This window comes from Bartonella sp. B10834G3, from assembly GCF_016102505.1.
Taxonomy (GTDB): domain Bacteria; phylum Pseudomonadota; class Alphaproteobacteria; order Rhizobiales; family Rhizobiaceae; genus Bartonella; species Bartonella choladocola.
On sequence record NZ_JACFOM010000003.1, the window covers coordinates 301,048 to 315,135 of the forward strand.

The window sequence follows — 14,088 nt, forward strand, 5'->3', positions numbered from 1 at the left end:
TTTATTCTTCGGCAATAATATCGCCACTTTGTAACGTAATATTGCAGACTGGAAGTTTATTGGCATCCGAGTCGTTTTATGCAGCAAAGTCTTTCCGTAAACCGGACAAAATTCACCCGTATCATCGCCCGTATAGTGACACAAGTTGCACGTGCGATCTGGTTTGTTTTTGCCTGTTTCATGCTGCTGTGGAGCCTGTTTGCGTTTTTCTATCAATTGCCGTTCAACATGCCGGTTTTTGTTACCATTGCGGTTTTGTGGCTTGTCATCGGCATTTATGCATTGGCGCTTGAATTCAGAACGCCGTGGAAATCGCGGATTATATTGGCGATTATGTTTATTGCCGTTACAAGCTGGTGGGCAACGATAAAGCCGACATTGCACCGCGATTGGGCGCCGGAATTATCAAAAAGTGTCGAGGCGGAATTCGACCCGATCAATCCCGACATTGTCCATCTTGAAAATATCCGCGATTTTGACTGGATTTCGGCTTACGAGGGAAAAGAACGATGGGAAAATGGCACTTATAATATCAAAGACATTGTCGGACTTGACGTGTATCTATCCTATTGGATGGGGCCCTATATTGCCCACACGCTTGTAGGCTTTACCTTCAAAGACGGGCGTCATCTGGTTTTTTCGGCAGAAATCCGGCGCACAAAAGACCAGAGTTTTTCGGCCATAGGCGGTTTTTTCAAAGAATTTGAATTGATAATGATTGCCGCACCTGAAGAAGACATTATAAAATTGCGCACGGATATAAGGGGTGAACATGTTTACCGCTACCCGATCAATGTAGACCGGGAAAAGATCGAAGAGCTCTTTCTGAATTATCTTGAAACAGCCAACAAGCTTGCCCGTAAAGCACGCTTCTATAATACTGTGACGGCCAATTGCACAACGGTGGTGTTTGACATGGCGCGCATTCTCGACCCCGGCATACCGCTTGACTGGCGCATTCTCTTTTCAGGACAACTTCCCTCCTATCTTTATGATCTCAAGGTGGTGGATACGAAAAAATCATTGGCCACACTTGTTGACGAAGCCCGTATCGTGCCCCAGATAAATGGCCGTCGCGACCAATATTCTGTTGATATAAGACGGGCGCGAAACACGAACGGCAATTGACTCGGCGAAAACTAAACCGTATAAGCGCAAAAATTGCCCCTGAACTGCAACTTGAACTTGAAGCAGGCGAAAGGGCACAAAAACTGTTCAACCGGCGGGAAACCGCACATAGAACCAAGAAGGGCCGCACGCCGCGGTATGTTAAATAAATGAAACGTACATATCAACCGTCCAAACTCGTTCGTAAACGCCGCCACGGTTTCCGTGCGCGCATGGCAACCCTTGGTGGCCGCAAAGTGATTGCAGCCCGCCGCACACGTGGTCGCAAACGCCTTTCAGCCTGATTTCGACTTTATTGCTGACTGGTTCAAGGATTTTACAACGATATGGGGGAAAGTTTGTTTCGGCTACAGCTTTTTCCCTTCTTCGCTGCAAATGGTCCGGCATTGAAACACCCGTTGGAACCCGCTTCCTTATGGCAGAGTTTTGTTAAAGGTTTTTCCGATGCGTGAGAAATCCTACCTCCGCCTTCGCAAAAGGGCGGATTTTTTGGCATTAAGAAACGGTGAAAAACGACGTGGCCCGTTTTTTCTTCTGGAATCGAAAAGTCGCGATTTACCGGAAGAAATCAAGGAAAAAACCTTGCCGCGCGTCGGCTTTACCGTAACACGTAAAAATGGTAATGCGGTCAGGCGCAACCGCATCAAGCGGCGACTACGCGAGGCATTCCGGCTTTCATTGACGCGTGACAAAGCCGCTCGTAACATCGCCGCTCGTGACATCACCGCTCATGACAAGGCCGCCGCCACAAATTGTGACATCACCGCCGGCACAAATTGTGACATCACCGTTCGTGACATCACCGCCGGCGCAAATTGTGACCTTGTCAACGGGACAGATTATGTCATCATTGCGCGTCCCGATGCACTTGACGCATCATTCGCCAGTCTGACCGGAGAAATGAAGCGCCGGTTCGGACAAAAATGCAAAACTCGAAACGATAACAGGACAATCGCTCATGGAATATAATCGTAATTTTTTCATTGCTATTGGATTGTCTCTGCTTATCATTCTTGTCTGGCAGTTTTTTTACGTTGCACCGAAAAATGCCGACCAGCAAAAGGCACAAGAAATTGCCCGCCAGATCGAGCAAGATCAACAGGCACAAAATCAGGCCGTTCCGACTGCCGAAAATGGCACTGTAACACCGCCGCAAAACAAAGACGAAACAAACCCCGCCGGTCTTGAAATGACACCGGACGCCCGCAATGCGGCGTTGAACAAGTCCAAACGCGTTTTGATCGACACACCTGAACTGCAAGGGTCGATCAACCTTGTCGGCGCCCAGTTCGATGATCTGTTTTTGAAAAATTACCGCTTGACGGTTGACAAGAACTCGCCGGAAATTGCCCTTCTCAATCCCAATGGTTTCAACACAACCTATATCGCCGAATTCGGTTTTACCGGCAAGGGTTTGCCCGCCGGAAGCCTGCCGCAATTCAACACCGAATGGAAGGTTGATGGTGAAAACGCAACCTTGACACCCAAGACACCCGTTCATCTTGTCTATGATAACGGTCAGGGACAAGTCTTCCACCGTGTGATCTCGGTTGACGAAAATTATATGTTCACCATTTCGGACAGTGTCACCAATAATGCTTCTTCGGTTGTAAGCCTTCTGCCTTATGCGCGCGTTGCACGCGCTGCTCCTCCCGAACACGCAAGTGCCACCTATCTTCTCCATGAAGGCATGATCGGCGTTGCCGGTGATGACGGCCTCAAGGAAGAGAAATATGCCGCGCTCAAGGATTTGAAGCCGGATGCGTCAAACGAAAAGAAAATGGTTTTCGATAAGGTCAAAGGCGGCTTTATCGGCATTACCGACAAATATTGGGCAGTTGCCGCTATTCCTCCGCAGGACGAGGAATATACCAGCCGTTTTGTCTATTTCGATCGTCTTTCCACCCATTACCAGTCGGATTTGACCGGCAAGGCCATCACCGTCGCTTCGGGTGCAACCGAAACCATTACCAATCATTTGTTTGCCGGAGCCAAACGCGTTGAAGCCATCAATGCCTATCAGGACAATCTGAAGATTTTAAAATTTGAATTGTTGATCGACTGGGGCTGGTTCTCGATCATCACCAAGCCGATGTTTGCTCTGATCGACATTCTCTATAAGCTCACCAACAATTTCGGTGTAGCCATTCTGCTTGTTACTGTCATTTTGAAAGCGGTTCTGTTCCCGCTTGCCAACAAGTCTTATAAATCCATGGCACGCATGAAAGTTGTGCAACCGGCAATGATGGAAATCCGCTCCAAATATGCCGATGACAAGGTCAAGCAACAACAAGCCATTATGGAGCTTTATAGAACCGAGAAAATCAACCCGCTTGCCGGTTGCTGGCCGCTTCTGGTGCAATTCCCGATTTTCTTTGCCCTTTATAAAGTGCTCTATATCACCATTGAAATGCGCCATGCGCCGTTCTTTGGCTGGATTCAGGACCTTGCCGCCCCCGACCCGACATCGCTCTTTAATCTGTTCGGTTGGCTTCCCTATAATGTTCCGGCATTTTTGATGATCGGTGCATGGCCTGTCATTATGGGTATCACCATGTTCTTGCAAATGCGCATGAACCCGACACCCCCCGACCCGACACAGGCCATGATTTTCACATGGATGCCGATTGTCTTTACATTCATGCTTGCCTCGTTTCCTGCCGGTCTCGTTATTTACTGGGCATGGAACAACACGCTGTCGATCTGCCAGCAGGCAATCATCATGAAAAGTCAGGGTGCAAAGATCGAACTTTGGGACAATCTCAAAGCCATCTTCAAAAAGAAACCGAAGAAAGAGACCAAATAAGTGACAGACAGTCCTGCATTGGCGGGACTTTTTGCCCGTAACTGGATTTTTATCCGCGGTGTACCGGCAATGAAGTTTCTGCCGCCCGAAGGGCCAGCCGAAATTGCCTTTGCCGGTCGCTCCAATGTCGGCAAATCCTCGCTCATCAATGCGCTGGTTGGCCATAAAGGTCTCGCCCGCACGTCCAACACACCCGGCCGCACACAGGAGCTCAACTATTTTGTGCCTGACGGCTTTGCCGGCACTGTTGATGATTTGCCGCCGCTTGCACTTGTCGATATGCCGGGCTATGGCTTTGCCGAAGCCCCGAAAGCGCAGGTCGACCAATGGACAAAGCTGATTTTCGATTATCTGCGTGGTCGCACAACTTTAAAACGCGTTTATGTGCTGATTGATTCCCGCCACGGTATCAAAAAGAATGACGGGGATGTGCTCAGCCTTCTTGATAAAGCAGCCGTTTCCTATCAGATTGTGTTGACCAAGATCGACAAGATCAAACCGGCCGAACTTCAAAAATTGATCGAAAAAACCCATCTGACCATTGCCAAACGCCCTGCCGCTTTTCCGCACATCATTGCCACCTCTTCGGAAAAAGGAATAGGCCTTGACGATTTGCGGGAAACGATTTTAGAGGCTGCCAATCCGCTTGCCCGATAAGTTTTTGCCCGATCAAGTTTTTGTTCATTGAATTTTGCCCCGTCAAATTTCGCGCGGTTCAAATTTTACGTGGTTCAAATTTTACGTGGTTCAATTTTTGCCCCGTTAAATTTTACGTGGTTCAAATTTTACGCGGTTGAAGTTTCGCCCCTTCCAAGTTTTGCCCCGTTCAAGTTTTGTCCCTTTCAAGTTTCGCCCCGTCCAAGTTTCGCCCCTATCAAGTTTTGACCCTTTCACGTTTTGACCCTTCCAAGTTTTGACCCTTCCAAGTTTTGACCCGTTCAAGTTTCGCCCCTTCCAAGTTTCGCCCCTTTCAAGTTTCGCCCCTTTCAAGTTTCGCCCCTTTCAAGTTTTGTCCCTTTCAAGTTTCGACCCTTCCAAGTTACGCCCCTTCCAAGTTTTGACCGATTTCGTTTTCAAAAGTGGCGGCTTGAAAATGCGCGCCACAATAAACAAAACCTTTTTGGCAAGCGTGAAATTATTTGCAGTCATTGCCTCATCATTGAAACCCGGTTGGTAAAGGCCGGCTATTGGAAATCACTTCCTGCTTTTTAAAAAATCCTGCCTTCATTTTAAAAAATTCCCCCTTTTTCTGAAACTATTTGCGCGCAAAGCCTCACCAGCCAAACCCCTTTTATAAAAAACCGGCTCTGATCCTTGTCCGAAAAACAGTTCTCATGGAAAAGCCACCTGCTTACACTTGAACTCTTGCAGAAATTTTGAGAGGGCAAGACAAAACATCCGGCACGTCAAGACAAATCATGATTACGTCACTTCATGACTATGTCTTTTCAACTTGACCGGTTTGTTCATTCCGTTTTCAAATTATTAACGTTGAGAAACAATTTTTTGCCGTGTTTTACAATTGGTTAAGCATGAGTGTTGCAACAGGGGGAGCATTGTGGTTCCCTTTCTTGTTCTTCGGGCGAATGGGTTCTATAAGGTCTTTTGAAGTTTTTAAAAAACCAGAGTAGTCATGCTAACGCTTTTTCATCATCCGATGTCCTCTTCTTCCCGTTTTGTGCGGCTCATCCTCAATGAATATGATGTGGCCACCAACCTGATCGAAGAGTATGAATGGGCACGTCGGCGCGAGTTTCTTGTGCTCAATCCGGCCGGCAGTGTACCGGTACTTCTGGCAGAACGCGAAGTGCCGCTTTGCGGCGCCTATGTCATTTACGAATATCTTGATGAAACGCGCGGCGGCTTGCGCCGCGACCAGCGCTTCTTTCCCGAAAACCCGCTTGAACGCGCAGAAGTGCGCCGCCTGACCGAATGGTTTTTAACGAAGTTTGAAAGCGAAGTAACCCGTCACATTGTGCGCGAACGTATTTATAAACGCGAAATTCCGCTGGCGCAGGGAGGTGGTGCACCCGATTCACAAACCTTGCGCAATGCCCGTGCCAATATTCGCCCGCATATGAAATATCTCGAATGGCTTTGCGCCTCGCGTGACTGGCTCGCCGGAAACTCTATCTCTTATGCCGATCTTGCAGCCGCCGCTTCACTTTCGGTTCTCGATTTCATGGGCGAATTGGACTGGAAGTCTTTTCCTGCCTCGCGCGACTGGTATATGCGTATCAAATCGAGGCCGTCCTTCCGGCCGCTTCTGAATGACCGCATAAGGGGCATTGCACCGAGCACGCATTATGCCGATCTCGACTTCTAGCGACAAAGCAAAACTCAAGGATTTTCTCCTCGAAGAAGCCGCAGCCCTCGGTTTCGATGCCATTGCGATCACCGGTTCCAACAATCAAAAAGCCGGTATTCACCTTTTCGAGGCATTGAACCACGGCTATCACGGTACCATGGAATGGATGGTTGAAACCGCTAAACGGCGCATGGCTCCTGCCAATTTATGGCCGGAAGTCAAATCGGTCATTATGCTTGCTATGAATTACGGGCCGGAAGCGCATGAATTCCACGTTAAACCCGACAAAAGTTCCGGCAATATTTCCTATTATGCCCGCCATCGTGATTATCATGAATTGATAAAGGGGCGTCTCAAGCAGATAGCCTCGCGCTTTGTTTCGCGTTTCGGCGGCGATGTCAAAGTCTTTGTCGATACCGCACCCGTTATGGAAAAACCGCTTGCCCAACTTGCCGGACTTGGCTGGCAGGGAAAGCACACAAATCTTGTAAGCCGTGAATTCGGTTCGTGGCTTTTTCTCGGTTCCATTTTTACCGATGTGGAACTTCCTTTCGATCAACCGGAAATCGACCATTGCGGTTCTTGCCACGCCTGTCTTTCCGCCTGCCCTACCCATGCTTTTCCCGCCCCTTATCAGCTTGATGCACGCCGCTGCATCTCCTATCTGACCATCGAACTCAAAGAGCAAATCCCGCTTTCATTCCGTAAAGCCATCGGCAACCGCATTTATGGCTGTGATGATTGCCTTTCCGCCTGCCCGTGGAACAAATTTGCCAGAAACACACGTGAAATCAAACTCAAAGCACGAGAAAATCTGATTGCACCGAAACTCGATTTTCTTTTGAAACTTGATGATGCGGCTTTCCGTTCATTTTTTACCGCCTCTCCGGTCAAGCGTATCGGGCGCAACCGCTTTATCCGCAATTGTCTGATTGCTGCGGGAAACAGCGCCGACCGCTCGCTTGTCAATGTGGTCAAGCCGCATTTAAAGGATCCCGATCCGCTTGTTGCCGGTATGGCCGTCTGGGCCTTGAAACAACTCCTCACAAAAGCCGAATTTGATGAATTGGCAAAGCGTTCTATAACATTCTCTTCAGACCCCGATGTGTTAAAGGAATGGGAAGATTGAAACGGATAACGGAAAACGCAAAAGCGCCAGAACAATTCATGATGCTCGGAGCCGGTTATTCGGCTCGCGCCTTCGGTTCGCTTTATGGTGAAAACTTGTCCCTCGAACCCGACACATCAGACACCACTTCCGCCGCCCGAAAAAGCCGGATTTGCGGCACAACACGCACAAAAGAAAAATTCGCCTCTCTCGAAAATTCCAATATTGAACCCTTTCTTTTCGACAAGCCGAACCCGTCCTTTTTTGAAAGGCTTGAAACAACAACACATCTTGTTATTTCGGTTTCACCCGATGACACAATGACCGACGCGGTTTTGAACCGGCACGACATTCTTGGCTCTATGCCGGCGTTAAAATGGATAGGCTATCTTTCCACCATTGGCGTTTATGGCAATCATAACGGCCGTTGGATTGACGAGTCTGCCCCCTGTCGCCCCTCGCTCAAACGCAACATTGCCCGCCTTGAAGTGGAAAAAAAATGGCAGGCTTTCGGGGAAAAACGCAATATTCCCGTTGCCGTTTTGCGCCTTGGCGGCATTTATGGCCCGTCGCGCAATCCTTTTATAAAATTAAGTCAGGGTAACAAAACGCTCATTATCAAAAAGGGGCAATTTTTCAACCGCATTCATGTTGATGATATTGCCGGTGTCATCAAGGCTTTTTCTTCGGCAAAACGTGAAGGCATTTTCAATATTGTCGATAATGAACCGGCAGCGCCTGAAGATGTCATGCATTATGCCGCAAAATTGATGGGTGTGGCCGATCTTGAAGAAGTGCCCTTTGAAAAAGCCGATATGTCACCCATGGCACGTTCTTTTTATGGTGATAATAAAAGAATATTGAACCATAAACTTTTAAAAACAGGATATAATCTCGAATATCCCGATTATCGAACCGCATTGGAAGCCATGTGGGCAGATCATCTTCGGGGTAAAAAGTTCTAGCAATCGCACGCAAAACCGAAAAGCAGGCGGAGGCTTGAAAAAAGTTGCAAATATTGAACATTGTTGTGCTTTTAAAAAAAGTTTGCGCATTTGAAAGGCGTTAGGGATGTCTTCACGGTTCAAGTCACTCAACCGGATTTTGGCAACAACATTGGCCGCAGTTTTTTTGCCAATGGCGCTGGCGCATGGTGAAGAGCCGACCGAACAAACTTCCGACGCACCGGCAAAACAGGCTTTTGGTGCTGTCAGATTGCCCTCGTCCGGTCAAGCGCAATCCATCGGTTTTTATTCCAAAGGTTGTCTCAATGGCGCGGAAGCCCTGCCGATCGACGGGCCTAACTGGCAAGTCATGCGCCTTTCGCGTAACCGCAATTGGGGGCATCCGGCCACTATACGCTTTATCGAGCAATTGTCGCGGCAGGCAGCCAAAGATGGCTGGTCAGGCCTCCTCATCGGTGACATTTCGCAACCGCGCGGCGGGCCGATGCTGAACGGGCACGCCTCCCATCAAATCGGGCTTGATGCGGATATCTGGCTCACCCCTATGCCGGACCACCGTTTAAGCGCGGAAGAAAGAGAAAATATGCAAGGCGTGTCTATGCTTAAAAAAGATTCGCTTTATGCCGACCCGAAAAAATGGACTCCCGAACGCACAGCCCTTATTCGCGATGCCGCAGAAAACCCCGCAGTCGAACGCATTTTTGTGCATCCGGGAATAAAGAAACAGTTGTGCGACACAGTCACCGGTGACCGTTCATGGCTCCAGAAAGTGCGCCCCTATTGGGGGCATTTCTGGCACTTCCATGTGCGGTTGAAATGCCAGCCGGGTTCGGACAATTGCAAACCGCAACCAAAAGTGACAGCCGGTGACGGTTGCGACAAATCGCTTGCCTGGTGGTTTACCGATGAACCATGGGCCGACAAAAAACCCAAAAAGCCCGTTACAACACCACCCCCGAAACCGCGTGTGATGATGGTTTCGGATTTGCCGAAGGAATGTCGTGCGGTTTTGAATGCACCGGAAAAACCGGCTAAATAGAAATGACTGTGCAAATATTAACAGCTTGAGAGAAGCGAATATATTTAACTGCTTGGGAGAACGAATATATTTAATTGCTTGAGCAAAGCGAATATATTTAACTGCTTGAGCAAAGCGGATATATGAATAGCTTGAATAAAGCGGATCTTTGCAAATCAACCACCAAACCGAGGAATGGCCTTTATGCAAAATCAAAATCTGGAATTTCCTGTTCTTATCGGCGATATTGGTGGCACCAATATGCGATTTTCGCTCATCCTCAATCAGGCTGGCGAACAGCTTGCCATTGCCACCCGCAAGGTTGATGAATTTCCAACCATTGAAGAGGCGATCCGGCTAACCATTCTACCACTTTTAAAGACGGCTCCGAAATCGCTGTTTCTGGCCATTGCCGGTCCGGTCACCGGCGATCATATCAAATTGACCAATTGTGACTGGGTTATTGCCCCGAAAAAGTTGATAAAAGAATTCGGCTTCAACGAAGTCTTCATTATCAATGATTTCGAGGCGCAAGCCCTGTCGACGGTGACCCTGCCGGAAAAATATCTGCAAGCCATTGGCCCGATAAACACCGCGACAGATAATACAAAAGTCATTATCGGCGCCGGTTCGGGTCTCGGCATTGCCGGTTTGATCTATCTCGACGGCCGCTATATCCCGATTGAAGGAGAAGGCGGACATGTCGATTATGCCCCGCAAAGCGAAGAAGATCTTGCTCTCTACCCGTTTTTGAAAAAAATTGTCGGCCGTGTAAGTGCCGAAGAGCTGTTAAGCGGGCGTGGACTTCTCAACATCTATCGCGCATTCTGCGACATGCGCGGGGTTTCCTCCAATATCGCAGTGCCTGAAGAAGTTACGGCTGAAGCCTTGCTTTTCCATCAACAATTTGCCCATCAACAATTCGCCCATCAACACCGGCCCCATGACAATCCGGCTTTTGACGCAGTCCGGTTTTTCATCAATTATCTCGCGCGTCTTGCCGGTGATTTTGCCCTCGTTTTCAAAGCCGAAGGCGGCGTTTATATTGGCGGCGGTATTTTGCCGGAAATGCTCCAACTGTTAGACGAAACCGAATTCCGCAAAAATTTCATCCACAAACAGCCGCACGAGAAATTGCTTGAAACAATCGCTACCTTCATTATCCTTCACCCGCGAGCAGCTCTTGTCGGAATGGAATCCTATGTCCGTGATCCGGCTCGCTTCATGCTTGATAAAGAAGGCCGGTTTTGGGTCAAAAACCTGAAGTAGTCCTTCCTTCGGCACTTATCGGAATGGAACCCTATGTCTGTGATCCCGCTCGCTTCATGCTTGATAAGGAAGGCCGGTTTTGGGTCAAAAACCTGAAGTAGTCCTTCCTTCGGCACTTGTCGGAATGGAATCCTATGTCCGTGTCCCCGCTCGCTTCATGCTTGATAAGGAAGGCCGGTTTTGGGTCAAAAACCTGAAGTAGCCATTCCTTCGGCACTTGTCGGAATGGAATCCTATGCCCGTGATTCCGCTCGCTTCATGCTTGATAAGTAAGGCCCGTTCCTTTTCTATCATACCGGTTAAAGTCAAAAATACCGGTTAAAAACCGGAGTAAACAGGAAACACCCCGAATATAGTAACCAATCCCGATTGACGTCTATAAAACCAATTTTCGCCCGATAAAGCCCCGACAACGATCAAGCGGAATGATCGACACTGTTAACCACCAGAAGGCACTTTTCCACCCTATCGCGACAATCTTCTTCGTCTTTTCTGTGCTCACATAACCTGCCTTTTACCTGACACTTTTTATTGAAACAGAAAATTATTTAAACCGACAAAGTTTTTCCCGTTCCGTTTCAAGTTTCATACGGTCAATCCGGCAAAAAATGTACTTTCAATTTATAAATTTTTAAAAATGCAAACGCAAAATATTATTTTTGTGTTAACGATATGTGTGGCGTATGCCATATCGGCCTTGCTTTCCTGTTTGATAGCTCTTAAAAAACTCGTTCGGCGAATTACCAGATTTCTTTGGAAAAGCTGCACTTTCATTTGCTTCTCGGGGTTTTATCATGTCATTCAAACTGAAATATTTGCATTCGGTTTCTCTATGTGCCTTTTCTGCGGCAATAGGCATAACCGCTTCCACAAGCCTTGTTGCAAATCGCGCTTTAGCCGGCGAGATCAGCTATAATGGAAGTGATAATAGCCTGCTTCTCAAGGATTCCACGTCGAATTCCGATCAATATAAAAGCCTCTATTCGCAAACAAACCTTTCCGGAAATACCGTCACAGTCATTGGCGGGTCAGACAAGCAGATAGAATGGTCGACAACAGATGGCGCCATTGCACCTTATATTATTTATGGCGGGGTCGATATCTTCGAGGAAAATAAAGCGGCTTCCCACCCTCTTAGCGATAATATCTCCGCTAACAACCTCATCATAAAAAATGTTTCCTATGACTGGTCGGCCGTTACTGCGGAAAGTAACCATTCTTATTCTCAACCCGGTCAATTCGGCGGCGGTTCCATAATCGGCGGGCTGAGCTATGGCAATGCTTCAAATACAAGCGGTAATGAGGAACAAAAGAACGGAGTACATGGCAAAAGCATTTCCGGAAACTCCATTATCCTTGAAAATGTCAGCGTGACGGGCGGTAATGGCGGCAATGCAGCGAATGAAAAAAACGTGATGTCAACCGTTGCAGGAAGCAGTATCGGAGGCATGGGAGGAGCTTCTATTTTTGGTGGATTGAGCATTGGAGTTACCGAATACGCGTTCGACCATGATGACGAAGAGGGCGACAGCGGAAACGGCGGTGACGTATTCAATAATACAATAAGTTTGAAAAATGTAACCCTCATTGGCGGTGCTGGTGGCAATGGCGGAGCTAATCCTGATATGGATGATAACGCGGGAGGTCTAGGTGGTTTCGGCGGCGGCTCCGTCTTTGGTGGTGTCAGTATCGGTGCTGCAGGTGGACCTCTTGAAGCCGGTGATGGCGGTGCAGTCCATGATAATCAAATTTCTCTTGTCGATGTCACATTGACTGGCGGAAATGGCGGAAATGGCGGTTTGTCGAAAGATGATGCCGGTTCTGGCAATGGTGGCGTGGCTGGTGGCTCTGTCTTCGGCGGTTTATCCATCTCCAGTGCCAATGGTTTTGGCACAAAAACATCTGGCAAAGGTGGAAACGTTTACAACAATCATATTCTTCTCGACAATGTCACTTTGAATGCCGGCAATGTCGGCAGAAGTGGAGGGAAAGGTAGTATGGGTGGTGCCGGAATTGACGGGCTTGAGGGCGGCTCGGTTTTCGGCGGGGCCAGTATCGGCGGAGCAAGCGGAGATGGTGATGGCAGAGAAAGCACGGCCGGAAAAGGTGGCGATGTTAAAGACAATACAATCGTCATTTCCGGAAAAACCCATATCTCCGGCAATGTTTATGGCGGCTTTTCGCAAGGTGGTGCAGCCGGCGAAAAAGCGAAAACAGGTTTGTCTGGCGACATAACTGGAAATGCCATTACACTTGAAGGCGATGGAATAACCATCGGCAAGCGCGACGCAAGCGGCAATATAGTAAGTTACGGCGCAATTTATGGCGGTTACAGCCTGAAAGGCGACGGCACAATCAATGAATTGGCCAATGTCTTTACCGGTAACACTCTCACTCTTGACGGCTATCGCGGTAAAGTCTCCGGCATTTATAATTTCCAGAATTATCACTGGATTTTGCCGACCGATGTGAAAAATGGCGATACCTTGATAAAAATTGCCGAAGGCGGCAAGGCTGTTGATCTCACCAATACCAACCATACAATTGCCGATATGGCTCCTTCGGGTAACCGCCTTGAAACCGGCAATATCGTCACTTTGATCGACAAAACCAGCGGAACGCTAAACGCACAAAGCGCTTACACCATCCATCAAGGGCAATTCATTGTCTATCAGGCAAAACTTCAGCAGACGCACGACAGCGATAATGCTCTTGTTCTGAAAATTGCCAGAAGACAAAATGACGGCACAACCGGAAACAATAGCGACGGCGAAGACAACACTGGCGGCGAAAACAATCAGCAAGGGGGGCAATCGGCCGCACAATTGAACCCGCAGTCGAAGGCTTATTCGGAAGGTCGTGCAGCAAGCCTCGGCTTTGTTTCGCAAGGCTCCGATGTTATTGCCAACAGCATGGGCACAATTAGCAATATGGCAACAACAACGGATAACCGCATCAATCATCCGCTCTATGTTCCCTTTATCATGACCGGCGGCTCTTCCTCCCGTTATCAAACCGGAAGCCATGTCGAGATTGACGGTTTCAACATGATTGCCGGTCTTGCTTTCGGCTTTAACCTTGAAGCCGGTCATAAAGTCACGACCGGCGCATTCTTTGAATATGGCCGCGGTACTTATGACACCTATAACAGTTTCGACCGTTTTGCTTCTGTCAAAGGTGACGGTGACAGCGATTATAAAGGCGGTGGCATTTTCGCCCGTCTTGAATTTGCCGGAACCGGTCTCGGATTGGTGAAAAATCTGAAACCCGACGAAACGGACGGGCTTTATGCCGATGCATCTTTGCGTTTCGGCCAGTCGGACGGGAAGTTTACTGCCGGTCGCAAATTCGGTCTTGAGGAACAGGAGGTCGACTATCGCGGTTCTTATGACAGCACGGCTAATTATTTCGGTGGCCATGTCACGGGCGGCTATGTCTTCAATTTTGATGATCGGCGCGCCCTTGATGTCTATGGCCGCTATTTAT

The 14,088-nt window shown here is 48.3% G+C and carries 11 protein-coding genes and 2 pseudogenes; 11 read left to right on the top strand and 2 right to left on the bottom strand.

Annotation, left to right across the window (positions count from 1 at the left end; genetic code table 11):
* Positions 1-78 precede the first annotated feature (78 nt).
* From H3S94_RS10385 to yihA, 5 genes and pseudogenes are all read left to right on the top strand, one after another.
* On the top strand, positions 79-1,128 hold the full coding sequence (locus tag H3S94_RS10385) for a DUF4105 domain-containing protein (protein WP_198231563.1): 1,050 nt from the start codon (positions 79-81) through the stop codon (positions 1,126-1,128).
* A 149-nt stretch (positions 1,129-1,277) separates the two neighbouring features.
* Complete coding sequence (rpmH, locus tag H3S94_RS10390) at positions 1,278-1,412, top strand: 50S ribosomal protein L34 (RefSeq protein ID WP_077993314.1); 135 nt, start codon at positions 1,278-1,280, stop codon at positions 1,410-1,412.
* 160 nt (positions 1,413-1,572) lie between these two features.
* Positions 1,573-1,827 (top strand): annotated as a pseudogene (gene rnpA, locus H3S94_RS10395) (ribonuclease P protein component); the annotation flags it as partial.
* A gap of 259 nt (positions 1,828-2,086) precedes the next feature.
* Positions 2,087-3,934: a membrane protein insertase YidC gene (gene yidC / locus H3S94_RS10400; RefSeq protein WP_198231564.1), complete on the top strand. Its 1,848-nt coding sequence runs from the start codon at positions 2,087-2,089 to the stop codon at positions 3,932-3,934.
* Positions 3,935-4,591, top strand: a complete 657-nt coding sequence (gene yihA / locus H3S94_RS10405) for a ribosome biogenesis GTP-binding protein YihA/YsxC (RefSeq protein ID WP_198231565.1) — start codon at positions 3,935-3,937, stop codon at positions 4,589-4,591.
* A 345-nt stretch (positions 4,592-4,936) separates the two neighbouring features.
* Here the strand turns inward: yihA and H3S94_RS10410 are convergent, their stop codons facing one another.
* Positions 4,937-5,083, bottom strand: coding sequence for a hypothetical protein (locus H3S94_RS10410; RefSeq protein ID WP_198231566.1), 147 nt, complete (start codon positions 5,081-5,083; stop codon positions 4,937-4,939).
* A gap of 484 nt (positions 5,084-5,567) precedes the next feature.
* On the opposite strand from H3S94_RS10410, the gene H3S94_RS10415 reads away from it, so the two are divergent.
* The 5 genes from H3S94_RS10415 to H3S94_RS10435 all read left to right on the top strand — a co-directional run bounded on the left by H3S94_RS10415 (position 5,568) and on the right by H3S94_RS10435 (position 10,602).
* Positions 5,568-6,260, top strand: coding sequence for a glutathione S-transferase family protein (locus tag H3S94_RS10415; protein ID WP_077993320.1), 693 nt, complete (start codon positions 5,568-5,570; stop codon positions 6,258-6,260).
* Entirely contained in the window at positions 6,241-7,371 is a 1,131-nt protein-coding gene (gene queG / locus H3S94_RS10420) for a tRNA epoxyqueuosine(34) reductase QueG (protein ID WP_198231567.1), read from the top strand. The genes H3S94_RS10415 and queG overlap by 20 nt, the downstream gene beginning before the upstream one ends.
* Positions 7,359-8,315, top strand: a complete 957-nt coding sequence (locus H3S94_RS10425; RefSeq protein WP_198240979.1) for an SDR family oxidoreductase — start codon at positions 7,359-7,361, stop codon at positions 8,313-8,315. Before queG ends, H3S94_RS10425 begins: the two co-directional genes overlap by 13 nt.
* A 106-nt stretch (positions 8,316-8,421) precedes the next feature.
* A complete protein-coding gene (gene mepA, locus H3S94_RS10430) occupies positions 8,422-9,354 on the top strand; it encodes a penicillin-insensitive murein endopeptidase (RefSeq protein WP_198231569.1) in 933 nt (310 codons plus the stop codon).
* A gap of 183 nt (positions 9,355-9,537) precedes the next feature.
* The gene (locus tag H3S94_RS10435) at positions 9,538-10,602 is read left to right on the top strand and encodes a glucokinase (protein ID WP_198240980.1); all 1,065 of its coding nucleotides are present in this window, start codon (positions 9,538-9,540) and stop codon (positions 10,600-10,602) included.
* Positions 10,603-10,978: 376 nt separating this feature from the next.
* On the opposite strand, the gene H3S94_RS12025 is transcribed toward H3S94_RS10435, so the two are convergent.
* A complete protein-coding gene (locus tag H3S94_RS12025) occupies positions 10,979-11,104 on the bottom strand; it encodes a hypothetical protein (protein WP_255520169.1) in 126 nt (41 codons plus the stop codon).
* Positions 11,105-11,396: 292 nt separating this feature from the next.
* On the opposite strand from H3S94_RS12025, the pseudogene H3S94_RS10440 reads away from it, so the two are divergent.
* Positions 11,397-14,088 (top strand): annotated as a pseudogene (locus tag H3S94_RS10440) (hypothetical protein); the annotation flags it as partial.